General features: G+C 64.2%; 19 protein-coding genes. 8 read left to right on the top strand and 11 right to left on the bottom strand.

Annotated elements, in window-relative coordinates:
* Nucleotides 1–224: 224 nt before the first annotated feature.
* Entirely contained in the window at nucleotides 225–1,742 is a 1,518-nt protein-coding gene (locus WIR04_RS05715) for an aldehyde dehydrogenase family protein (RefSeq protein WP_338891146.1), read from the top strand.
* Between the two features lie 68 nt (nucleotides 1,743–1,810).
* Here the strand turns inward: WIR04_RS05715 and WIR04_RS05710 are convergent, their stop codons facing one another.
* Nucleotides 1,811–2,605, bottom strand: coding sequence for a helix-turn-helix transcriptional regulator (locus tag WIR04_RS05710; protein ID WP_338891144.1), 795 nt, complete (start codon nucleotides 2,603–2,605; stop codon nucleotides 1,811–1,813).
* Nucleotides 2,606–2,701: 96 nt separating this feature from the next.
* Here WIR04_RS05710 and WIR04_RS05705 point away from each other — a divergent pair, with 96 nt between their 5' ends.
* The gene (locus WIR04_RS05705) at nucleotides 2,702–3,589 is read left to right on the top strand and encodes a DMT family transporter (protein ID WP_338891142.1); all 888 of its coding nucleotides are present in this window, start codon (nucleotides 2,702–2,704) and stop codon (nucleotides 3,587–3,589) included.
* Between the two features lie 78 nt (nucleotides 3,590–3,667).
* Here WIR04_RS05705 and WIR04_RS05700 read toward each other — a convergent pair whose 3' ends face one another.
* Genes WIR04_RS05700 through WIR04_RS05685 form a run of 4 tightly spaced genes read right to left on the bottom strand, consistent with a single transcriptional unit; the run spans nucleotide 3,668 to nucleotide 8,830 of the window.
* The gene (locus tag WIR04_RS05700) at nucleotides 3,668–4,360 is read right to left on the bottom strand and encodes a response regulator (protein WP_005324712.1); all 693 of its coding nucleotides are present in this window, start codon (nucleotides 4,358–4,360) and stop codon (nucleotides 3,668–3,670) included.
* A gap of 3 nt (nucleotides 4,361–4,363) precedes the next feature.
* On the bottom strand, nucleotides 4,364–5,929 hold the full coding sequence (locus tag WIR04_RS05695) for an ATP-binding protein (RefSeq protein ID WP_338891140.1): 1,566 nt from the start codon (nucleotides 5,927–5,929) through the stop codon (nucleotides 4,364–4,366).
* Between the two features lie 17 nt (nucleotides 5,930–5,946).
* The gene (locus WIR04_RS05690; protein WP_338891139.1) at nucleotides 5,947–7,497 is read right to left on the bottom strand and encodes an NAD-dependent malic enzyme; all 1,551 of its coding nucleotides are present in this window, start codon (nucleotides 7,495–7,497) and stop codon (nucleotides 5,947–5,949) included.
* A 22-nt stretch (nucleotides 7,498–7,519) separates the two neighbouring features.
* Nucleotides 7,520–8,830, bottom strand: a complete 1,311-nt coding sequence (locus WIR04_RS05685; protein WP_338891138.1) for a 2-hydroxycarboxylate transporter family protein — start codon at nucleotides 8,828–8,830, stop codon at nucleotides 7,520–7,522.
* A 218-nt stretch (nucleotides 8,831–9,048) separates the two neighbouring features.
* On the opposite strand from WIR04_RS05685, the gene slyA reads away from it, so the two are divergent.
* The 5 genes from slyA to WIR04_RS05660 all read left to right on the top strand — a co-directional run bounded on the left by slyA (nucleotide 9,049) and on the right by WIR04_RS05660 (nucleotide 13,448).
* Nucleotides 9,049–9,522 (top strand): transcriptional regulator SlyA, encoded by a 474-nt coding sequence (slyA, locus tag WIR04_RS05680; RefSeq protein WP_025327859.1) that lies wholly within the window; start codon nucleotides 9,049–9,051, stop codon nucleotides 9,520–9,522.
* A gap of 1 nt (nucleotide 9,523) precedes the next feature.
* Nucleotides 9,524–10,579, top strand: coding sequence for an HlyD family secretion protein (locus WIR04_RS05675; RefSeq protein WP_338892464.1), 1,056 nt, complete (start codon nucleotides 9,524–9,526; stop codon nucleotides 10,577–10,579).
* 10 nt (nucleotides 10,580–10,589) lie between these two features.
* Nucleotides 10,590–11,618: a DUF2955 domain-containing protein gene (locus tag WIR04_RS05670; RefSeq protein WP_338891137.1), complete on the top strand. Its 1,029-nt coding sequence runs from the start codon at nucleotides 10,590–10,592 to the stop codon at nucleotides 11,616–11,618.
* 488 nt (nucleotides 11,619–12,106) lie between these two features.
* Nucleotides 12,107–12,979: a beta-1,6-N-acetylglucosaminyltransferase gene (locus WIR04_RS05665; protein WP_338891136.1), complete on the top strand. Its 873-nt coding sequence runs from the start codon at nucleotides 12,107–12,109 to the stop codon at nucleotides 12,977–12,979.
* A 109-nt stretch (nucleotides 12,980–13,088) separates the two neighbouring features.
* Complete coding sequence (locus WIR04_RS05660) at nucleotides 13,089–13,448, top strand: MliC family protein (RefSeq protein ID WP_307764139.1); 360 nt, start codon at nucleotides 13,089–13,091, stop codon at nucleotides 13,446–13,448.
* Nucleotides 13,449–13,510: 62 nt separating this feature from the next.
* On the opposite strand, the gene WIR04_RS05655 is transcribed toward WIR04_RS05660, so the two are convergent.
* The 4 genes from WIR04_RS05655 to nrdD form a co-directional block, all read right to left on the bottom strand.
* Nucleotides 13,511–13,648 (bottom strand): hypothetical protein, encoded by a 138-nt coding sequence (locus tag WIR04_RS05655; protein WP_338891135.1) that lies wholly within the window; start codon nucleotides 13,646–13,648, stop codon nucleotides 13,511–13,513.
* A 164-nt stretch (nucleotides 13,649–13,812) separates the two neighbouring features.
* On the bottom strand, nucleotides 13,813–13,983 hold the full coding sequence (locus WIR04_RS05650; RefSeq protein WP_025327864.1) for a YqaE/Pmp3 family membrane protein: 171 nt from the start codon (nucleotides 13,981–13,983) through the stop codon (nucleotides 13,813–13,815).
* 162 nt (nucleotides 13,984–14,145) lie between these two features.
* The gene (gene nrdG, locus WIR04_RS05645) at nucleotides 14,146–14,661 is read right to left on the bottom strand and encodes an anaerobic ribonucleoside-triphosphate reductase-activating protein (protein WP_338891134.1); all 516 of its coding nucleotides are present in this window, start codon (nucleotides 14,659–14,661) and stop codon (nucleotides 14,146–14,148) included.
* A gap of 241 nt (nucleotides 14,662–14,902) precedes the next feature.
* On the bottom strand, nucleotides 14,903–17,020 hold the full coding sequence (gene nrdD / locus WIR04_RS05640; RefSeq protein WP_338891133.1) for an anaerobic ribonucleoside-triphosphate reductase: 2,118 nt from the start codon (nucleotides 17,018–17,020) through the stop codon (nucleotides 14,903–14,905).
* Nucleotides 17,021–17,451: 431 nt separating this feature from the next.
* Here nrdD and WIR04_RS05635 point away from each other — a divergent pair, with 431 nt between their 5' ends.
* On the top strand, nucleotides 17,452–18,426 hold the full coding sequence (locus WIR04_RS05635; RefSeq protein WP_307764443.1) for a hypothetical protein: 975 nt from the start codon (nucleotides 17,452–17,454) through the stop codon (nucleotides 18,424–18,426).
* 60 nt (nucleotides 18,427–18,486) lie between these two features.
* Here WIR04_RS05635 and ligA read toward each other — a convergent pair whose 3' ends face one another.
* On the bottom strand, nucleotides 18,487–20,493 hold the full coding sequence (gene ligA / locus WIR04_RS05630) for an NAD-dependent DNA ligase LigA (RefSeq protein ID WP_338891132.1): 2,007 nt from the start codon (nucleotides 20,491–20,493) through the stop codon (nucleotides 18,487–18,489).
* 98 nt (nucleotides 20,494–20,591) lie between these two features.
* A complete protein-coding gene (gene zipA / locus WIR04_RS05625; RefSeq protein WP_338891131.1) occupies nucleotides 20,592–21,719 on the bottom strand; it encodes a cell division protein ZipA in 1,128 nt (375 codons plus the stop codon).
* Nucleotides 21,720–21,721: the final 2 nt, after the last annotated feature.

The following is a 21,721-nucleotide window of genomic DNA, read 5'->3' as shown; positions in this document are numbered from 1 at the left end:
ACGACTGTCGCGGCCACTGTCCAGAAACGGCACAGTTTTCTCGCCACAGCCTTGGTCATTGGTTAACCAAGATACGCCGCCGCACCCAGTTTGATAACGTTTTTGTAACCTTTCATGTGCTGGTCAGACCCTTTGGCATGGCCCTTGCGATACCCCCTGCGTACCACCCCGGCCAGCCAGCACATGCAGCCGGGCAGGACCTTCACACACATAAGGATGATGAGATGATTTATACCGCTCCCGGTCAGGCAGGCGCCCTGGTCAGCTTCAAGTCCCGTTACGACAACTTCATCGGGGGCGACTGGGTGGCCCCCCGCGCCGGTCGCTATTTCGAGAACATCTCGCCGGTGGATGGCCGGGTGTTCTGCGAGGTGGCCCGATCCGACTCCGCCGACATAGAGCTGGCGCTGGATGCCGCCCACAAGGCGTTCGCCAGCTGGAGCAAGACCAGCGTCACCGAGCGCAGCAACCTGCTGCTGCGCATCGCCGATCGCATCGAGCAGAACATCGAAGTGCTCGCCATCGCCGAGACCTGGGAGAACGGCAAGGCGGTGCGCGAAACCCTGGCCGCCGACCTGCCGCTAGTGGTGGATCACTTCCGCTACTTCGCCGGCTGCATCCGTGCCCAGGAGGGCTCGGCCGCCGAGCTGGATCAGCACACCGTCAGCTACCACTTCAAGGAGCCCATCGGCGTGGTCGGCCAGATCATTCCCTGGAACTTCCCCCTGCTGATGGCGGCCTGGAAGCTGGCTCCTGTGTTGGCGGCCGGCTGCTGCAGCGTGCTCAAGCCCGCCGAGCAGACCCCGGTCACCATCATGCTGATGATGGATCTCATCAAGGACATACTGCCCCCTGGCGTGGTCAACGTGGTCAATGGCTTCGGCGCCGAGGCGGGTCAGGCGCTGGCGACCAGCGACCGGATCCAGAAGCTGGCGTTCACCGGTTCGACTGAAGTCGGCGCCCATATACTGCGCTGCGCCGCCGACAAGCTGATCCCCTCCACCGTCGAGCTCGGCGGCAAGTCCCCCAACATCTATTTTGCCGATGTGATGCAGCACGAGAGCCAGTACATCGACAAGGCGGTGGAAGGGATGCTGATGACCTTCTTCAACCAGGGCGAGGTGTGCACCTGCCCCTCCCGCGCGCTGGTACACGAGAAGATCTACGACGAGTTTATGGACAGGGTGCTGGCCCGCGCCCGCACCATAGTGCAGGGCAACCCCCTGGACACCACGACCCAGGTAGGCGCCCAGGCGTCCCGCGAGCAGTTCGACAAGATCCTGAGCTACATGGAGATTGGTCGCGGCGAAGGGGCCAAGATGCTGATAGGCGGTGGCCCGGCCAAGGTGAGCGGCCTGGAGGGGGGCTTCTACATCCAGCCCACCATCTTCTCGGGCCAGAACAAGATGCGGGTGTTCCAGGAGGAGATCTTCGGGCCGGCCCTCGGGGTCACCACCTTCAAGGACGAGGCAGATGCCCTGGCCATTGCCAACGACACCCAGTATGGGCTGGGGGCGGGGCTCTGGACCCGGGACAGCAACCTGGCCTGGCGCATGGGGCGCGGCATCCAGGCCGGCCGGGTCTGGGTCAACTGCTACCACGCCTACCCGGCCCACGCCGCCTTCGGCGGCTACAAGAAGTCAGGGATAGGCCGCGAGACCCACAAGATGATGCTGGACCACTACCAGAACACCAAGAACCTGCTGGTGAGCCACGACATCAACCCCCTCGGCTTCTTCTGAGCCTGCCATCTCTGATGACAAGGGCGCCTGCGGGCGCCCTTGTTTCATTACTGCCCCCGCCGTCCGGCTCAGGCCCCGGGTTGGCCCAGCTGCTGGCGATAACGCTGGGGGGCGCATCCCTGCTCGCGCTGGAACATGGCGATGAAAGCCGAGGTCGAGGTGTAACCCAGGCGCCAGGCTATCTCCTGCACCGGCATGTCCCCCCGCAGCCAGTCCAGCGCTTTCACCAGCCGCAGCCGGGTGCGCCACTGCCCCAGGCTCATACCCAGCTCCTTCTGGCAACGCCGCGCCAGGGTGCGCTCGGTGCTGTGCAAGACCTTGGCCCATTCGGCCAGGGTGCGGTTGTCCTCGGGAGCTGCGTGCAGGGCGGCCAGCAGCGGGGCCAGCAGGCGGTCGCGACTCTGGGGCAGGTAGCTCGGCTGGCAGCGGGTGCGGGCCAGCTTCTCGATGAAGAGCTCCCCCTGACGGGCGTCCCACTCGTCTTCCAGATGGCCTACCCGGCGCTGGGTAAAGTCCTCCAGCAGGGCGCGCAGCAAGGGGGTCAGTTCCAGCAACTGGGGTTCCCTTGGCAGGCGCGGCGCCAGCGCGTGGCTCACGTAGATGGAGGTGTAGTCCAGGGTCTGCTCGTTGAAGGCGCTGTGGGGCAGGTTGGCCGGCACCCAGATGAGGTAGTCGGCCGGCGCCACCAGTCGCTCTCCCTCGACCTCCACCACCATGACTCCCAGGCTGATGAGGCTGAGCTGGCCCCAGGGGTGGGCGTGCTCGGCACAGGCGTTGCCCCCCTGGATCTGGCTATAGCGAAAATAGAGGGGGTTGGGGTCGGCCAGCAGGCGATCCTGCTCGGCCAGGGTGAGGCTGCCCATGCAGATTGTCCCAAAGCGGTTATGACATGTCTTATTTACGCTACTTGCATCGTTCAAGACAAGGCTAGACTCTCGTCATCGTATCAAGGAGTGCCTATGCCCTTTCTCTTCCCCCTGTTCGCCATCCTGATCTGGGCCGCCAATACTGTGGTCTCCAAGGCCGCCGCCGGCGTGCTGGATCCCGCCGCCATCTCCTTCTACCGCTGGGTCATCGCCGCCCTGGCACTCTCCCCCTTCTGCCTGCCGCAACTGTGGCGCCGCCGTGCCGAGATCCGCCCCTGGCTCGGCAAGCTGCTGGTGCTGGCGGCCCTTGGCATGGTGCTCTACCAGTGCCTGGCCTACTACGCCGCCCACAGTACCTCGGCCACCAACATGGGGGTCATCGGCTCCCTCATACCGCTGCTGACCCTGCTGCAGAGCGCCCTCTTCTTCGGCCAGCGCCCGGGCAAGCAGGCGCTGCTCGGCATGAGCCTCTCCCTGTTCGGGGTGCTCTGGCTGCTGGGTCAGGGCAACCCCCTGGCCCTGCTGCACGACGGCATCAATCCGGGGGATGGCCTCATGCTGCTCGGCTCCGCCAGCTATGCGCTCTATGGCCTGCTGATCCGCCGCTGGCAACTGCCGTTCGGCCCCTGGCTCAACCTCTATCTGCAGATCCTGCTGGCGGTGCTGCTGCTGATCCCGGTCGCCCTGAGTGCTGACTCCCTGGCGGTACCCGCCGAAGGCTGGAGTCTGGTGCTGTTCGCCGGGCTCGCCTCCTCCCTGCTGGCGGCCTACTGCTGGATGCGCGGCCTCGCCACCCTGGGGGCGGAGCGCACCTCTGTGTTCATGAACCTGATGCCCCTGTGCACGGCGCTGATCGCCGTCATCACCCTGGGAGAGCCCATCCACGGCTTTCACCTGATAGGCGGTGGCCTGATCCTGACCGGCGTCATGATCTCCCAGTTCAAGCCGAGGGTGCGCCCCGCCCTGGTAGAAGGGGCATAAGCCGGCGAACGCCGTTGCTGCGCAATGAAAAAAGGGAGCCTCGGGCTCCCTTTTTTGCATCGCCGGATTCGAGCGGCCTTAGCTGCTCCGGCGCCAGTGGTAGCGCCGCTCGGGGCGACCGCGCTGACCGTAGTTGAGATCCACGTCCAGCTTGTCTTCGGACTCCAGAAACTCCAGGTAGCGGCGCGCCGTGGTGCGGCTGAGGGACAGGCGCAGCGCCACCGTATCGGTGGAGAAGGCGGTGTCCGGCTCCCCGGCCAGCAGCTCCAGCACCTGGCGCAAGGTGATGGCGTCTATGCCCTTGGGGGTGTCGCGCACCTCCCTCGGCTGAATGCGCCCCTTGCCCATCAGGCGGTCGAGATCGCTCTGCTCCAGCAGGCCGCGCTCGCACAGGCGGCGATGCAGGGTCAGGATCTCGTCCAGGCTCTGCTGGATGCGAAACAGCCGCAGCGGCTTGATGATGTAGTCCTGCACCCCCAGGTTCAGGGCCTGCTGTATGGTCTCCACGTCGCAGGAGGCGGTCACCATGACCACCAGGACCTCCCGATTGTGGCTGCGCAGCCGGTTCACCCACTCGAGACCCGAGCCGTCTGGCAGGGAGATGTCCACCACCAGCAACTGGGGTTCGGTGGCACGCATCATGAGATCGGCCTGGGCCAGGCTCTCGGCCCGCCCCAGCAGGGAGTAGCCCGGGGTCGAGGAGATCAGCTCCGCCAGGATGGCGCCGATCCGCTCGTCGTCCTCGATAACAAGAGTGAAAATTGGCTTCATGACTCACACCAATTGGTTTTTATTCAAATAGATACCGAACAAGGTTGTCTGTTCGGCGGTGCGGCGCCATTCTATCACACCGCCACGGCGGGCCACCGTCTTCTTGACCAGAAAGAGACCTACGCCATGATCCCCGGTCTGGCGGCTGACCCCATAGTCGAACAGGTGATCCGCCAGCGCCTCGTCCACCCCCTCACCGCTGTCCTCCACCTCGATCACCAGCCGGCGGCCGAAGTCATCCACCGAGATGAGCACCCGGGGGGCGCACCGCAGGCGGTTCGCCCAGGCGGCCCTGATGCCGTTGTCCAGCAGGTTGCCGATACAGGTGATGAGATCCGCCGACACCTCGGCCGGGTACTCCCCGAGGGCCGAGCCGGGATCCAGCACCAGCTCGACCCCGAGCTCCCGCGCCCGGCTGAACTTGCCGAGGATGAGACCGGCCACCGGCTTGTTCTCGATGGAGCGCAGCAGATCCTGCAACATGGTCTGGCAGGCCTCGTTCTCTTGCTGGATCAGCTCCACCGCCTGCTCCACATGACCGAGCTGCAGCAGGCCGGAGAGGCTGCTCAGCTTGTTGGCGAACTCGTGGGTCTGGATCCGCAGCATCTCGGCATACTGGCGCAGATGGGTCACCTGCATCCCCAGGCTGCCGGTGCCATCCGGTCGGCTGAAGATCAGCATGCGGCCCGGCTCGCGACCGCTGAGATCCTGCCAGTGACCGACGAACGCCTCCCCCTGCACGGTGAAGTTCACCCCCCCCTGCTGGTTCAGGGCGGGCAGCAGGCTGGGGGCCAGCTCGGCCAGGGATTGACCCAGCAGGGCGTGGCGGCCGGTGCCCGGTAGCCGCAACTGGTAGAAGGCCGCGCTGTTGAGCATCTTGATGCGATGATTGCCATCGAGGGCCACTATCCCCTCCGAGATGCCCTCCAGCACCAGATCCTGCTGGGCGAAGCGGTTGACTATGGTCTCCGGCTCCAGATCCAGCAGGGTGCGCCGCAGCCGGTGCTGCAACAAGAGCGCCAGCAGCAGGCCGCAGCCCAGCACGGCGCCGATGGCACTGATGAGCAGGGCGATCCGCTCCAGATAGATGCCCTCCACCGTCTTCATCAGGTAACCCACCGCCACCGCCCCTATGGTGCGTCCGTCCGCCCCTATCACCGGCGAGAAGCAGCGAATGGCCGGGCCGAGCGTGCCTTTGTCCCTGGAGCAATAACTGCGCCGCTCCTGGATCGCCGGCCAGATGTCCTCGCCACGGAAGGTTGCGCCGATCAGCTCGGAGGAGGGGTGGCTCAGGCGGCGGGCATGCTCGTCGGTCACCACCATGTAGGCGGCATCGGTGCGGTTGCAGATCCCCTGCACATAGTCCCGCAGGCCGGGATCATTACCCTGCTGCAGGGCCTGCACCACCCGGGTATCCGCCGCCAGCACCCGGGCCAGATCGCTCCCCTTCTCCTCCAGGTTGCTCTCCAGCAGGTGGCGGATGAAGAGGGCGAGCAGGGCTCCCAGGATCAGGATCAGCAGCAGTGACAGCCCGAGGGAGAGGGTGACCAGTTGGTGGCGCAGTTTCATCGATTAACCTTGCAAGCTCAGGAGGCGGACCAATAGTGCGGGCGCCACCAGGTCTGGTCAATGAGCGGCGCGGGATCACCGTCAAAATCCGCCAGCCCCTCTTCGCGGGCGGTCAGGGCCACGGCCCTGGCAACAGCGCGGGCTACCTCCCCCACTTCCTCTATGGGGGGCAGCAACCGCCCCTCCGCCAGCTGATAGGCCCCCACCGCCCGCACCGCCGCCTGCAACATGCCATCGCTGATGCGCCGCGCCTTGACCGCGCAGGCCCCGAGGCCAATGCCCGGGAAGACATAGACGTTGTTGCACTGGGAGACCACCCGCATCTCCCCCCCTACCTCGACCGGGGCGAAGGGGCTGCCGGTGGCGAGCAGGGCGTGCCCGCTCGTGGCCCGCCACACCTGCTCCGGGGTCGCCTCGGCGCTGCGGGTCGGGTTGGAGAGCGGCAAGATCACAGGGCGCTCGCACGCCACCCCCATGGCCGTCAGCACCGCCTCGTCGAACAGGCCGCCCTGGCCGCTCACCCCGATCAGCACCCCGGGGCGCAGCCGGGCGATGAGCTCGGGCAGGGAACCGCAGACCTCCTCTACCGGGCGGGCGAAGGGCTGCTGGGAGGGAGTCAGGTTGGCCCTGTCCAGGCAGACCAGGCCGTCCTGGTCGAACAGCTGCACCCGCTCAGTGCTGCCCGCCAGGCGGGCCAGCATGGCGGCGATGCCGCAGCCCGCCGAGCCCGCTCCGACGATGAGCACCGGGGTGTCGGCAAGCCTGCTTCCCGCCTGTTGCAATCCCGCCAGCACGCAGGCGGAGGCGACCGCCGCCGTGCCCTGGATGTCGTCGTTGAACATGCAGAGCTGGTCCCGGTAGCGGGCCAGGAGGTTGGCGGCATGCTTGCCGGCGAAGTCCTCGAACTGCAGCACCACCCGGGGCCAGCGTTTATGGATGGCCGCCACTACCTTGTCCATGAAGCTGTAGTAGGTCTCGCCGTCGATGCGCGGGGCCTGCCAGCCGAGGTAGGAGTCATCCTCCAGCAGGGCCGGGTTGTTGGTGCCCACATCCACGCACAGGGGCAGGGTGCGAGCCGGGTTGATGCCACCGGCTGCGCTGTAGAGCGCCAGCTTGCCGATGCAGATCCCCATGCCGCCGATGCCGAGATCCCCGAGTCCCAGCACCCGCTCCCCGTCGGAGATGACGATGACGTCCACCTCCTGCTCCACCGCAGCGAAGATGGCGTCCAGCTCGTCCCTGTCGTGCCAGGAAAGGTAGAGACCGTGGCTGCGCAGGTAGAGATCGCTGTGGCGCTGGCAGGCCTCACCCACCACAGGGGTGTAGATGATGGGCAGCAGCTCCGGCAGATGGTGGCGCACCAGATCGTAAAACAGCACGGGGTTGTCCTCCTGCAACTGGCGCAGCAGCAGGTGCTGATCGAAGGGGCTCTGCATGGCCGAGACCAGGCGGTAGATGCGGCGGCGCTGCTGGGAGAGGGACTCCTCCTTGTGGGGCATGCGCCCCATCAGCCCCTGACGCTTGCGTTCGGCATAGGGCAGACTGGTGCCCATCATGATGTCGTTCATGTCGTTTTCCTGTATCCGGTCGTCAGGCGAGCAGAGAGATGAGGGCGGTGGCCAGGATCAGCATCACGGCCCCGCCGAGGCGAGAAGAGATCTGGGCGAAGGGCATCAGCTTCATGCGCTGGGCTGCCGACAGCACGGCCACATCGCCGGTGCCCCCCATGTTGGCCATGCAGAGGCCGCCGGTGATGGCCGCCTCTATGGGATAAAAACCGATCATGCGCCCCACCAGGGCAGCCCCCAGGGCGCCGCCGACCACAGTGGTCAGCACCATGATGAAGTAGTTGACCGAGAAGGCGCCGATGAGCTCGGGGATGCTGGTGTAGGCCACCCCTATGCCCACCAGCAGGGAGGGGGTGAGGTTGCTCACCACGAACTGGTACCAGTCGGCGGCCGCCTGTTCATAACGGCGGGGCAACACACCACTCACCTTGATAAAGGCCACCGCCAGTATCATCAGGGCGAAGGGGTGCATGGGGATGAAGTTGCCGAGCAAGGATCCCAGCACGAACATGCTGGAGCTGATGAAGAGCCCGAGACCCAGGCTCTGCAGGGTCGGCGCCTCGGCTTGCTCGTCGGCGACGCTCTGGCTGCTTTCCTTGACCATCAGCTTGCCGTTGCCGGTCAGGGAGGGGTAACGACGACCGAGGCGCGCCAGCAGGGAGCCCACCAGTATGGCCAGGGTGTTGGCGATCACCACGGCGGGCACCATGCGCGACAACAGATCGGCGCTGGACATCTGCAAGGGGCCGGAGAGGATCTCCACCAGCGGCACGGCGCCGGCGCCCATGCCGCCACCCATGATGGGCAGACCGATGAGCAGCACCGCATTCTTGAAGCCGTACCCCATCAGGGAGCCGACCAGGCCGACGCTCAGCAGCGCCAGCGCCACGCCCCCCAGGATCACCGGCAGGTAGCGCATGGCGGCATTTTTCAGCAGGGCACCGCTCATGCCGAACACAGATCCGGTCACCAGACTGGCGATGAAGAAGTTCAGAAAGCCCCCCTCCTTCATGAAGCGGCTGATCACCTCACCCGCCTCGGCCGGCAGTATCCGGTACTCGAACAGCGCGGCGCCGCCGAAGATGGCGAGTATGGTGCCGCCCCCCAGGTATTCCCGTATGGGGGGGATCCGCTCGCCCAGCTCGCTCAGCAGGGTGCCGAGCACGAACATCAGCGCCAGGGCGCCGACCATGCCGAGCGGCAGGGAGCCGTTCCAGCCGGCGTAGAGGACGCAGGTGGCAAGCCCGAGGAAGATCATCATGGGCATGCCGGCGATCTGCTGGTCGCTCCAGGCGCCCTTCATCTGTACTGCGGGGGTAGAGAGGTTTTTCATTGTTATGCTCCAACGGGTGGTGTGGCGCCACTCTACGTATCCCCTCCTCTGCTGTCGGTTAGCGGGCCTGCAAAGCCATATAAAAACATTGAAACCTTAAGCACCATTGCCCTCCCCGCGTCCCCTGCCCCAGAAACTGAATGTGAACTGAATCACGCTTTACTTAGCCTGCGAAATAAATATAATGCTTAGCAGGCTAAGTATATGAGGTATCTGCCATGAAAAAGGATCTGGAGATGTTGCGCGAGCTCTCCCTCGCCGAACAGCTGGGGCGACTGCACCGGCTGTGGCGCACCGTGGCCGATATCGAGCTGGCCCCCCTGGGTTTGACCCATCCGCGCTGGACCGCGCTCTGGAAGCTGAGCCGCCTCGGCGGCCACCTCAGCCAGAAGACCCTGGCCGAGGCGCTGGAGATAGAGCTGCCCTCCCTGATGCGCACCCTGGGTCAGCTGGAAGAGCTGGCTCTTGTCGAGCGCCACTGCTGCAGCCAGGACAAGCGCGCCCGCATCGTCACCCTGACCCCGGCCGGCAAGGCGCTACTCGACAAGATCGAAGATCGCATCATGGAAGTCCGCCGGGATCTGCTGGCGGGCATCAGCCAGCAGGAGCTGGCCCAGTTTGAAGAGATAGTGCACCGCATCTCCGCCAATGCCCTCGGCAAGATCGGTGCCCAGCATGAAGAGAGAGAATAAGATGACCCCGGATCAACAATTCAAACGCTGGATCAAGTGGGCCATGGCCTGCTTCATCCTGGTGTTCGGCTACTTCCTGCTGGCCGACATCAAGATGCCCCTCACCCCCCAGGCCATGGCCACTCGGGTCGTCACCAAGATGGCGCCCCAGGTCAGCGGCAAGGTGATCGAGGTCGCGGTGGTGAACAATCAGCACGTCAAACAGGGAGATCTGCTGTTCGTGCTGGATCCGGCCCCCTTCGAGCTCGCGGTCGAGCAGGCCAGACTCGCCCTAGATCAAGCCGAGCAACAGAATCGCCAGCTGGATGCGACCCTGAACGCCGCCACCGCCGACTTCAGCTCGCTGCAGACCCAGACCGCCCAGAAACAGCGGGAGGCCGAGCGCATCGATACCCTCTATCGCCGTCACATGGTCTCTGAGCAGCAGAAAGATGACGCAGACAGCGCCGCCCGCACCGCCCGTGCCAACCTGCTGGCCAGCCAGGCCCGCATGGAGCAGGCTCGCGTCAACCGTGGCCTCACCGGTGATGACAACCTGCTGCTGCGCCAGGCGCGCAACCGCCTCGCCCAGGCAGAGCTCAACCTCACCTACAGCCAGGTCCATGCGAGCCAGGATGGCATCATCACCAACCTGCAGCTCAAGCCCGGCAGCGTGGCCACGGCGGGCGCTCCCCTGCTGGCCCTGGTCTCGGAGCAGGTGGATGTGATCGCCGATTTTCGCGAGAAGAGCCTGCGTAACATCACCCCGCAAAGCCGCGCACTGGTCGCCTTCGACGGCGAGCCCGGCCGCCTCTATCCGGCCCGGGTCGCCAGCCTGGATGCGGGGGTCAGCGCCGGCCAGTTCGACGCCAACGGCCTCTTGGCCAACCCCATCGAATCGGATCGCTGGGTGCGGGATGCCCAGCGACTGCGCCTGCACCTGACCCTGGATCAGTTGCCCGCCCATCTGCCGGCCGGGGCCCGCGCCACCGTCCAGCTGCTGCCGGACAACGCCCTGAGCGCGCTCTTTGCCCGCGGCCAGATCCGCCTGCTCAGCCTGCTGCACTACATCTATTGAGATGACGACCATGAACCTGTGGCACAGACCCCTCACCGCCAACGAGCTGCGCCAGTGTCTGCGCATCGCCTTCGGCTGCACCCTGGGGTTTGTACTGTGCAAGATCTTCGGCTGGAGCAACGGGGTCTTCTTCACCGTCACCCCTGTGTTGCTGCTTGGCATGATCCCGGTGATGAACGGCCACGCCGCCCGCCAGCTTATCGCCTCCGCCGCCATGTGCGGGCTGGAGGTCGGCCTGCTGGGCGGCCTGTTCGGCAGTCATCCCGGGCTGATGACCCCCCTCGTCTTCCTGCTGTTCCTCTACCGTTTCGCCGCCATGTCCAGGGGCAGCCTCTTCCTGTTTGGCGCCAACGGCGTGCTCAGCCTCAGCATCATGCTGCACTTTGCCAGCTACCCCGGAACCGATCTGAACGATCTCATTTTCAGCAACCTCTGGGCCAGCATACTGTCGGTGCTCATCGCCTACCTGATGACGGCCCTGATCCCGGATGCGGAGACGCGGCCCGCCCCCGCCCCCTCTCCCAAGGCCCCCCACCGGATGCGCCACGAGGCCCTGCTAGGTGCCAGCATCGCCACCCTGTCGTTCCTGGTATTCCAGCTGTTCGATCTGCGCGACTCCATGTCCGCCCAGGCGACCACCCTGCTGGTGCTCTTCCCCATGCACTGGAACGGGGCCCTGAGCTACGCCCGCAAGCGCGCCATGGGCACCCTGCTGGGGGTGAGTTTCGGCATCCTGGGCCAGCTGGTGCTCTACGACTGGTCCGGTTTGCTCTTGCTGGTGACCCCCCTGCTTTGGCTCGGCGCCATGCTGTTCAGCCATGCCCACGTGAAGGAGGCGAGCGGCTCCGGGGTCGGCTTCGGCGCCCTCACCACCCTCGGCATTCTGTTTGGCCAGTACCTGACCCCGGGCAACGATCTGGTGTTCAGCGCCCTCTACCGGGTCAGCAGCATCCTCTTTGCCATCGTCGCCACCCTGCTGGCCTGCTACCTGATCCACCGTCTGCTCAACCGTTTCGAGGCAACCCGCTTCGGTTATTGATCCCCTTTCCAATGGCCAAGGATGTGCTGTCTTTCGCCCCGCAACCCTGCGGGGCGTTTTTTTTGCGGCCGGGGTGCTGGCCTGGGAGACTGCGGTGAATATGGAGACCAGATCCGGACTCCATTGAGTGACGATTCTGCGGCGCAGGCGATAAATGCCGAACCTGGCCGGAACCGTGCTACTGTGGCCCCTCACTCACCGGCCGATTGCGCTCTGCACCTGATGACAGGCTTGTCATGCAAAAGAGTCGCCAGCCAGGGCAGCCCTTGCCCACCTCTCACCCTCAACCTGATGTCGCCAGACCCGCTGTATCGACCCGATGCCATTAGGCGCATCCCTCCCTGTCGCAGCCGGCTCTCACTGTTGTTATCTGCATCCATCCGTTTTTTCTGCGACAGCGGCCAGACCACGAGAACCGGCATCAAGCCTGCGGCCTGAGGCCGTGTTCTGGTTGGCGCCGCCCTGCCGCCCACACAGGACACATAGACATGATTGCCTACCTCATTCTGGTTCATCGCTATCCCGATCAGTTCAAGCGCCTGTTCAGGGCGATTTACCACCACAGCAACCACTACCTGATCCACGTGGACAAGCGCTCTGGCCCCGAGCTGCAGCAGGAGATAGCCGACTTTCTGGCCGATTACCCCAACGCCGCCACGCTGCCCAGCAAGAATGCGCTCTGGGGCGGTTACAGCCTGGTGGATGCGGAGCTGCGCGGCATAGCGGCGCTGCTGGAGCAGAACCAGGAGTGGGAGTTCTTCATCAATCTGAGCGCCCAGGACTTCCCGCTGCGCTCCCAGCGCGACATTCACGACTTCCTGCGCGATCACAGGGGCAAGGATTTCCTCAAGGTCGCGGATCAGCGCCAGCACAGGCCGGACACCCTGCACCGCATCGATCACTATGTGACCGAAACCGCCCAGGAGCTGCTATGCGAGCCGGTGAAGACCCGTCCCTATCTGGCGGGTGTGACCCCCTACATTGGCAACCAGTGGATGATACTGAGCCGGGCCTTCTGCGAGTTCGTCAGCCACAGCCCCGAGGTCGATCGCTTCAAGGCTTTCTACCGCCACACCCTGATCGCCGACGAGGGCTTCTTCCAGACGGTGATCATGAACACCAGCTATCAGGGCCAGATAGTCAACGATGACAAGCGCGCCATCGACTGGATCCCCATGGGCGACATCAAGCTGCGCCCGCGCGACTACACGGTGGATGACGCAGACGCCCTGCAGCAAAGCGATCACCTGTTCGCCCGCAAGTTTGACGAGACCCTAGACAGCGACATCCTGGATATACTGGAGCGCGCCATGATGTGCCCCCTCGCCACACCGGACATCCGCCAGCCCGTGCCGGCCTGACTCATAGATGCATCCGGACACTTACCGACGCGGCCAGCACTCATCAAGATTGCGACGCAGGCCCAAACTGTTAGGCTCAATGCCATATGACGCCGATTAAGGAGACAACATGAAAGAGGCCAATTTGGCACTACTGGGTCTGGGTACCCTGACCCTGCTGAGCGGCTGCGATCTGGGCGCTGGCAAACTGGGAGTCACGGGGGGCGATCCTGTCACCTATCTGTGCGAGCAGAACCAGAAGGTGCAGGTGCGCTACTTCTCCCTCTCGGACGAGAGCCTGAACTTCGTCAAGCTCTCCCTGCCCGATGGCAAGGACTACACCCTGCCCCAGGCGGTCTCAGCCTCCGGGGCCCGCTACACCGACGATCACGAGGTGGTCTGGTGGAACAAGGGGAAGGAAGGATTTGTGGAGATGCGCGATGAAGCCGGGGAGTGGCAGAGCCGCTACAACGACTGCAAGGAGCAGTAAGCCCCGACAGCAACAGCTCCCCCGCACAATGACAAAGACCCCGGCCTTGGCCGGGGTCTTTGTCATTGGGGCCTCCCCTTGAGCCGGAAGCTCTGCACCATCTGGACGGGGATGGCCTCCGGATTCTGCTTGGCGACCCGATAGCGCATCTTTGACAGTGCCGTCAGGGCGGCCCCCAGCAGCACTATCTTCAAGTTCATTCAACACTCCTTGTCCTGTGACCGCTCGACTCCCTGAACGGTCGGCTTGACCAGGGGCAGTGTCAACCAATCGACCTCATTCAGAACCCTCCCATCTGGCAGGCGAGTCTCGCAGGCAATAAAAAGGCCAACCCTGGGGTTGGCCTTGTTCGCATAGGAATGACTCAGGCGCGCTTGTCGCTGACCACCAGCCAGAGCGCGTGAACCATGCCGGGCAGGCCGCCGAGCAGGGTCAGCACTATGTTGATGAAGAAATGCAGGCTGAGCCCCACCTGGATAAAGGCACAGACCGGCGGCAGAAAGATGGCCAGCAGGATCTTGAGCAGATTGTTCATCTCATGGTTCCTCATGAAAGATGTCATGTGATTCGGATGGGCTAACCATAAACAGCATTGCCCACAACTGCAAACCACAGCGGACACCTTTCGCGCCTTTCTCACCCGGGATTGAGCCAGGGTTCAGCCGACGGAGGTCGGCGCACCCAGGAAGCGCAATGTTCAGGCCAGCAGCTGGCAGGGGATCCGGCTTTTGTACTCCTGCTCACGCCAGACGTCGAGGTCGTGGATGATCTGGTTGCTGCTGCCGCGCCAGAGCAGGCCGGGGTCGGCCAGCTCCTTCTCGAACTTGCCATCCACCAGCACATCCAGTAAGCAAACCAGCTCGCGCTGGGCCGGGCTGAGCTCACCAAGCAGGTAGCCGGTCCAGCACCAGATGTCCTTGCCGGGGCAGTCGGCCCGCACCCGCTGCACCAGCGCCAGCACCTGGGGGACGTTGGCGGGGTGGAGCGGATCGCCGCCGGAGAGCGACAGTCCGCGCCGCTTGATGCGGGTGTCGTTGAGATCCCTGATGACGCGATCGCTCATCGCCTCATCGAACGGCTTGCCCCCATCGAGGCGCCAGGTGCTCTGGTTGTAGCAGCCCGGGCACTGGTGTTCGCAGCCGGACACGAACAATGTAGCCCGGGTGCCGGGGCCATTGATCACATCGACCGGGTAGTATTGGTGGTAGTGCATCTTGTCTCTCGGTTCACTGTTTGACAGGCAAGTGATGATGGATTTTCAGCCCCCTCATCCCCAGCCCTTCTCCCACTCTTTTCAAGGTGAGCGGGAGAAGGGTGCAGAGCGACGTATTGCGGATAGTCCCGAGGAAACCAGCTTGCCAATCAGAACAAGAGATGGCTGTCGCTCTTCGGCCCCCACAGCTCAACTATCGGTTCCCTCTCCCTCTGGGAGAGGGCCAGGGTGAGGGCTCGGCTCACATATGCTTGACCCGGCGCTTCACCTCTTCCTGCTTGCCCGCGTTAAAGGGGCGCGCATCCGGGCTGCCGAGGTAGCCGCAGACACGGCGGGTCACCGACACCTTGGCCGGGTCGTGGTTGCCGCAGCGCGGGCAGGTAAAGCCCTTGGAGGTGCACTCGAACTCGCCGGTGAAGCCGCAGTCGTAGCACTCGTCTATGGGGGTGTTGGTGCCGTAGTAGGGCACCTTGTCATAGCTGTAGTCCCAGACGTTTTCGAGCGCTTCCAGGTTGTGCTGGATGTTGGGGTACTCGCCGTAGCAGATGAAGCCGCCGCTGGCGATGGGCGGATAGGGTGCCTCGAAGTCCAGCTTGTCGTAGGGGTTCACCTGCTTCTCCACGTCGAGGTGGAAGCTGTTGGTGTAGTAACCCTTGTCGGTCACCCCGGCTACCACGCCGAACTCCTTGGCATCGATGCGGCAGAAGCGGGTGCAGAGGTTCTCGCTCGGGGTGGAGTAGAGACTGAAGCCGTAGCCGGTCTCCTCCTTCCACTCGTCGGTGGCCGCCTTGAGTCGCGCTATGATGGCGATGGCCTTCACCCGTAGCACATCGCTATCGAACAGATGAGTCTGGGTGCCGAACAGGGCGTTGATGGTCTCGTGCACCCCTATGTAGCCGAGCGAAATGGAAGCGCGGCCATTTTTAAAGATCTCGCTGACGTTGTCGTCCGCTTTCAGCCGCACGCCGCAGGCCCCTTCCATATAGAGGATGGGGGCGACCCGCGCCTTGACGCCGTCCAGTCGCTTGATGCGGTACATCAGCGCCTGCTTGGCCACTCGCAGGGCCGCATCCAGCTTGTCCCAGAAATCCGCCTCGTCGCGGGATTTGAGGGCGATGCGCGGCAGGTTAAGGCTGACCACCCCTATGTTGTTGCGCCCTTCATGAATGAGCTCGCCATTTTCCTCATAAGCGCCGAGGAAGGAGCGGCAGCCCATGGGGGTCTTGAAGGAGCCGGTCACCTTCACCACCTGGTCATGGTTGAGGATGTCCGGGTACATCCGCTTGGAGGCGCACTCCAGCGCCAGTTGCTTGATGTCGTAGTTGGGATCCCCCGGCTTGTGGTTGAGGCCATCCTTGATGGCAAACACCAGTTTCGGGAAGACGGCGGTCTTCTTGTTCTTGCCAAGGCCCGCGATGCGGTTGCCGAGGATGGCCCCCTGGATCATCCGCGACTCCCAGCTGTCACCGAGGCCGAAGCCGAAGGTGACGAAGGGGGTCTGGCCATTGGCGGTGTGCAGGGTGTTGACCTCGTACTCCAGGGACTGGAAGGCGTCGTAGCACTCCTTCTCGGTGCGGGCCATGGCGTAGGCGTCCACGTCGCTGATGCCCCACTCCTCGGCCACTTCCCTGTGTTTCTGCCAGCTGATGGTCACATAGGGGGCCAGTACCTCGTCGATGCGGTTGATGGTGGTACCGCCATAGATGTGGCTCGCCACCTGGGCGATGATCTGGGCGGTCACGGCAGTGGCGGTGCTGATGGATTTGGGGGTGTCAATCTCTGCATTGCCCATCTTGAAGCCGTGGGTCAGCATCCCCTGCAAGTCGATCAGCATGCAGTTGAACATGGGGAAGAAGGGGGAGTAGTCGAGATCGTGGAAGTGCAGATCGCCGCTCTCGTGGGCCTGCACCACCTCCCGGGGCAGCATATGGCTGATGGCGTAGTGCTTGGCGACGATGCCCGCCAGCAGGTCGCGCTGGGTCGGGATCACCTTGGAGTCCTTGTTGGCGTTCTCGTTGAGCAGAGCCGCATTGGTCTGCTCCACCAGGCCACGGATCTCCTGGGCCAGCCGGCCGCGGGCCTCGCGAGCCTGATCCCGGTCGTGACGGTATTCGATGTAGGCACGGGCGATGGCCTTGTCGTCGGAAGCCATCAGGTGGTTCTCGACCCGGTTCTGGATCTCGTGGATATCCACCTCACCCCGCCCTTCCAGCTCCTGACTGACCGCATTGGCAATGCGCAGTGCCAGCGCCGGATTGGCCTGATTGACCGCTTCCGCCGCCCGGCTCACTGCCTCGGCGATCAGCTGGCCATTGAATGGTGCGCGACATCCATCACGTTTGATCACTACCGGTTTCATCGATTTTCCCCGCATTAAAGGCCTGGCAGCCACCCTGGGCTCACCCTTGTTGAGTCCCCTTCTCCACACCCTATCCCCGGCGCACATGCATTCAGCCGAGGCGTGAGAGGCCAGGACTGACGCTGAGAGGGAGACGACTTATGCACAGCTTGATAACACTATATATGGGTGTTTTTTTTATGCTAAACCCTATATGTGGTAGCTATTAGGCCCCAAAGCGATAGCCCGTTTCTTGATCCAGGACAGGTTTTGGAAGGAGTGGCGCAGTTCACAGCCAGCGCCAAAAGAGGCCATTCCTGCGCATCCCAGACGGGGGGCGGGCTGGCGCCCGATGAGGGAGCCAAGCAAGAAAGGCACCATCTGACAACAATTGACGAAGGCATCAAGGAGCCGGAACGCACATAATGGGTGCAGTGTCCTGCCAATGGAAGATGAACGTGACCAAGGTGTTGTTCCTGCTAGCCCTTTTCCCGCTCCAGTTGATGGCCGCCGAGATCCTGGTGATCAGCAGCTACCATCAGGCCAATCTGTGGGATCAGAGCTACAGCGCCGGCCTGAAGAAGCACCTAAAGGGCGAACACCACATCAGCCATCTCTACCTGGATACCAAGCGCCAGCCTCACCAGACCCGGGAGCAGCTCGTCAGCCAGGGGATGGCGGCCTATCAGGCGCGCAAGCCGGCCCTGGTGGTGCTCGGCGACGACAACGCCATCAATGCTCTCGCCCGCCCCATCGCCGCCCTCGGCACCCCTGTGGTGTTTCTCGGCATGAACGAAAACCCGCGCCCCAAGGGACTGGTCGGCTCCCCCCTGATCACAGGCGTGCTGGAGCGCCCCCTGCTCAAGCGCAACATCAGCGAGATGAGCCAGCTGATGGGGGGCATCAGGCAGGCGCTGGTGCTGTTTGACGAGAGCGAGGTGGCGCGCACCGCCATAGAGCACGAGTTCAAGGCCCGCAGCGAGCTCAAGGTCGGCCAGACCCGGGTAAGCAGCCGGCAATTCAACGACTACAGGCGCTGGCAGGAGACGGTGCTCGCCAGTCGGCAGAACGGCTATGAAGCTATCTTCCTCGGCCTCTATCACACACTCACTGACGAGCAGGGGCTCCATGTGAGCGAGCAGCAGGTACTGGCCTGGACCAGCGCCAACAGCCCTGTGCCCCTGTTCGGTTTCTGGGAGTTTGCGGTAGGGCCGGGCCGCACCATAGGCGGCCTGGTGCTCGATGGTCGCACTCAGGGGGAGAAGGCGGCCGAGCTTGCCAATGCCATACTGGCGGGCACGGCGCCGGGGGCCCTCTCACCCCGCGCCGCCCAGCGCGGCGAATACCTGTTCAGCAAGAGCGAGCTGGCACGCTGGCAGCTTGAGGCACCACCCAGATGGCAGGGGCGGGTGATCTATGTCGACTGAACCCGAAAACGACAGACCCGGCCAGATGGCCGGGTCTGTCTCTCTTGTGCGCCTGTCGACTCAGGGCTGGAGCGCCGCCTGCAACTCGGCTTCGGTCCAGACGGTGATGCCGAGCTCCTGCGCCTTGGCGAGCTTGGAGCCAGCGGCTTCCCCTGCCACCAGCACATCCGTCTTGGCCGACACCGAGCCCGCCACCTTGGCCCCCAGGGCCTGCAGCGCCGCCTTGGCATCGTTGCGCGACAAGGTGGTGAGGGTGCCGGTCAGCACGAAGGTCTTGCCGGCGAAGGGCTGTTGTGCAGCCTCCTTCTTCTCGATGGCCGGCCAGTGGATACCTGCCGCCAGCAGGGCCTCCAGCACTTCGATGTTGTGGGGCTGGCGCAGGAAGTAATAGACATGCTTGGCCACTATGTCGCCCACATCGGCCACCTCGAGCAACTGCTCCACCGAGGCGGCACGCAGGGCCTCCAGGGTGAGGAAGTGGTTGGCCAGGTTGAGGGCAGTCGCCTCCCCCACTTCGCGAATGCCCAAGGCAAACAGGAAGCGGGGCAAGGTGGTGCTGCGGGCCTTGTCGATGGCCGCCACCAGATTGAGGGCAGATTTTTGCCCCATCCGCTCGAGACCCGCCAGCTGGATGGCGTTGAGGCTGAACAGATCCGCCGGGGTCTTCACCAGCCCCTTGTCCACCAGCTGCTCCACTATCTTGTCACCCAGACCGTCCACGTCCATGGCGCGGCGAGCGGCGAAGTGCTTGATCGCCTCCTTGCGCTGCGCCTCGCAGAAGAGGCCGCCTGAGCAGCGGGTCACCGCCTCCCCTTCCAGTCGCTCCACCGCCGAGCCGCACACAGGGCACTGGGTGGGGAAGAGGATCTCGCGGGCATCCGCGGGGCGCTGGGCCTCCACCACGGCGACGATCTGCGGGATCACGTCCCCCGCCCGGCGCACTATCACGGTATCGCCGATCATGACGCCAAGGCGTTCAATCTCGTCGGCATTGTGCAGGGTGGCATTGGAGACGGTGACGCCACCGACGAACACGGGTTTGAGCTTGGCCACCGGGGTCACGGCGCCGGTGCGGCCGACCTGGAACTCGACATTCTCCAGCAGGGTCATCTCCTCTTCTGCCGGGAACTTGTGGGCCGTGGCCCAGCGCGGGGCCCGGGCCACGAAGCCGAGCTCCTGTTGCAGTGCTATGTCGTCCACCTTGTAGACCACGCCGTCGATCTCGTAGGGCAGCTCGCCACGGCGGGCCAGGATGTCGTCGTGGAAAGCCTGGCAGCCGGCCGCCCCCTCCTTGAGCTTCACCTCGGGACTGAGCGGCAGCCCCCAGGCGTTGAGCTGAGTGAGGCGACGATAGTGGGAGTTCCCCAGCTCGTCGCCGCCTACCCCCACGCCATAGGCGTAAAAGCTCAGGGGACGGCTGGCGGTGATGCGGGAATCGAGCTGGCGCAGGCTGCCGGCGGCGGCGTTGCGCGGGTTGACGAACACCTTCTCGCCAGCAGCCAGCGCCTTGGCATTCATCGCCTCGAAACCGGCCTTGGGCATGAAGACCTCCCCCCTCACCTCTAAACGGGCGGGCCAGCCCGAGCCCCGCAGGATGAGCGGAATGGCCTTGATGGTGCGCACGTTCTCGGTGATCTCCTCCCCCGTGGCGCCATCCCCCCGGGTGGCCGCCTGCATCAGCTGGCCGTCCACATAGAGCAGGCTGACCGCCAGACCATCCAGCTTGGGCTCGCAGCAGAAGGTGAAGCTTATCTCGCGCTTGAGGCGGTCGCGCATACGCTGCTCGAAGGCCTGCAGCTCCTCGGCGCTGAAGACGTTGTCCAGGCTCAGCATGGGGATCTCGTGGCGCACCTGGCTGAAGGCCGAGAGCGGCTGGCCGCCGACCCGCACGCTGGGAGAGGCCGGGGTTTTCAGCTCGGGGTGCTCGGCCTCGAGCGCAATCAGCTCGCGCATCAGGCGATCGTATTCGGCGTCCGGCACAGTCGGCTCGTCCAGCACATAGTACTGATGGCCGTATTCGGTCAGCAGCTCACACAGTTGACGGTGGCGGGAGAGGATGTCGCTCATGAAGAAGTCTCGAAGTGTGATGGAACAATCAGTCTGGGGCAGAAATGAAAATGCGGCACCGGGGTACCGCACTTTTCATTGCTGAGGCCCACGGCGCATCAGTCGCGGCTGGCCTCGTAGGCCGCCAGCTCATGGCGATAACGGGCAATATCGTCATCGCTGAGCGGGCTGCGCGAGGCATCGGTCAGCATGGCATCGAGATCGCTCGCCAGCTGATCCGCCGCCTGCAGCATGTGCTCGAACGCAAAAGCCGCGTTGCTGCGCAGGGGCAGTTGCATGAAGAGGGAGACACCCGGGGTGCTGAACTGCTCCATGCGGTAGGGGTTGAAGGTGCCCGGCTTGACCATGTTGATCATGGAGAAGAGCACTTCACCCTTGCCGTTGAGATCCTCGTGACGGTGGAAGATATCCATCTCGCCAAACTTGAAACCCAGCGCCAGCAGGGAGGAGAGCAGGGTAGCCCCTTGCAGATCGTGACCAGGACGCGCCATCAGGTTGATGACATAGACGTCCTGCCAGATCTTCTCGACCGGCGGCAGCTCCTGGACGGGCTCGGCCACCTGGACCGGCTCTTCGTAGGCGGGCTCGTCATCATAATCGGGCTCTTCATACGCAGGCGCGGGCTGGGCATAGCGGACTTGCTGCTGCGGCGCGGGCTCGCGGGCACCGAAGGTCGGCGCCTGGGCGTAGGCCGGCTCCACCAGCGGCTCGTCGTCCAGTGGCTGCATCATGGGTTCGCGCTGGGGGCGGGAGCGGTGCACCGGGGTGCGGCGGATCACCTGGGCAGGCTTGCGTACCGGCGCGGCAGGCACCTCTTCGACAGGCTCGGCGCTCGGCTCGTCATAGTCGTCTTCTTCTTCATAGACGGGCGGCGGCGTCACCGGACGAGGGGCTGGCTTGCGAACCACGGGCGGCGGCAGCTCGTCATCCTCGTCGTCATCGAAGGCGGGCACTGTGGCGGCACGGCGGGGTTCCGGCTGATGGGCCTCGTCGCTGCGCAGCTTGGGCTCGGCACGACGGCCACCGCTGACCACACGCACCTGGCCAATGCCATCGCTGTCAAACGCATCGCTGTCACGATCCCGTGACTTGGACTCCATCCGACCCAGGGGTTTTTCCTTGATCGGTGCCTGACGGTTCTTTCTGTTGCTCCACAACCCGTGAATGAGCAATGCCGCGATGGCAATACCGCCCAGGGCAACCAAGATGTAACGCAATTCCTGCATTA

This window comes from Aeromonas rivipollensis (assembly GCF_037811135.1).
Classification (GTDB): domain Bacteria; phylum Pseudomonadota; class Gammaproteobacteria; order Enterobacterales; family Aeromonadaceae; genus Aeromonas; species Aeromonas rivipollensis.
This window is presented reverse-complemented; position numbering and strand designations above follow the sequence as displayed.

Excerpts from the sequence above, each read along its gene's own strand:
- WIR04_RS05715 (WP_338891146.1), top strand. The coding sequence starts at position 225 with ATGATTTATACCGCTCCCGGTCAGGCAGGCGCCCTGGTCAGCTTCAAG.
- WIR04_RS05710 (WP_338891144.1), bottom strand. The coding sequence starts at position 2,605 with ATGGGCAGCCTCACCCTGGCCGAGCAGGATCGCCTGCTGGCCGACCCC.
- WIR04_RS05705 (WP_338891142.1), top strand. The coding sequence starts at position 2,702 with ATGCCCTTTCTCTTCCCCCTGTTCGCCATCCTGATCTGGGCCGCCAAT.
- WIR04_RS05700 (WP_005324712.1), bottom strand. The coding sequence starts at position 4,360 with ATGAAGCCAATTTTCACTCTTGTTATCGAGGACGACGAGCGGATCGGC.
- WIR04_RS05695 (WP_338891140.1), bottom strand. The coding sequence starts at position 5,929 with ATGAAACTGCGCCACCAACTGGTCACCCTCTCCCTCGGGCTGTCACTG.
- WIR04_RS05690 (WP_338891139.1), bottom strand. The coding sequence starts at position 7,497 with ATGAACGACATCATGATGGGCACCAGTCTGCCCTATGCCGAACGCAAG.
- WIR04_RS05685 (WP_338891138.1), bottom strand. The coding sequence starts at position 8,830 with ATGAAAAACCTCTCTACCCCCGCAGTACAGATGAAGGGCGCCTGGAGC.
- slyA (WP_025327859.1), top strand. The coding sequence starts at position 9,049 with ATGAAAAAGGATCTGGAGATGTTGCGCGAGCTCTCCCTCGCCGAACAG.
- WIR04_RS05675 (WP_338892464.1), top strand. The coding sequence starts at position 9,524 with ATGACCCCGGATCAACAATTCAAACGCTGGATCAAGTGGGCCATGGCC.
- WIR04_RS05670 (WP_338891137.1), top strand. The coding sequence starts at position 10,590 with ATGAACCTGTGGCACAGACCCCTCACCGCCAACGAGCTGCGCCAGTGT.
- WIR04_RS05665 (WP_338891136.1), top strand. The coding sequence starts at position 12,107 with ATGATTGCCTACCTCATTCTGGTTCATCGCTATCCCGATCAGTTCAAG.
- WIR04_RS05660 (WP_307764139.1), top strand. The coding sequence starts at position 13,089 with ATGAAAGAGGCCAATTTGGCACTACTGGGTCTGGGTACCCTGACCCTG.
- WIR04_RS05655 (WP_338891135.1), bottom strand. The coding sequence starts at position 13,648 with ATGAACTTGAAGATAGTGCTGCTGGGGGCCGCCCTGACGGCACTGTCA.
- WIR04_RS05650 (WP_025327864.1), bottom strand. The coding sequence starts at position 13,983 with ATGAACAATCTGCTCAAGATCCTGCTGGCCATCTTTCTGCCGCCGGTC.
- nrdG (WP_338891134.1), bottom strand. The coding sequence starts at position 14,661 with ATGCACTACCACCAATACTACCCGGTCGATGTGATCAATGGCCCCGGC.
- nrdD (WP_338891133.1), bottom strand. The coding sequence starts at position 17,020 with ATGAAACCGGTAGTGATCAAACGTGATGGATGTCGCGCACCATTCAAT.
- WIR04_RS05635 (WP_307764443.1), top strand. The coding sequence starts at position 17,452 with ATGAACGTGACCAAGGTGTTGTTCCTGCTAGCCCTTTTCCCGCTCCAG.
- ligA (WP_338891132.1), bottom strand. The coding sequence starts at position 20,493 with ATGAGCGACATCCTCTCCCGCCACCGTCAACTGTGTGAGCTGCTGACC.
- zipA (WP_338891131.1), bottom strand. The coding sequence starts at position 21,719 with ATGCAGGAATTGCGTTACATCTTGGTTGCCCTGGGCGGTATTGCCATC.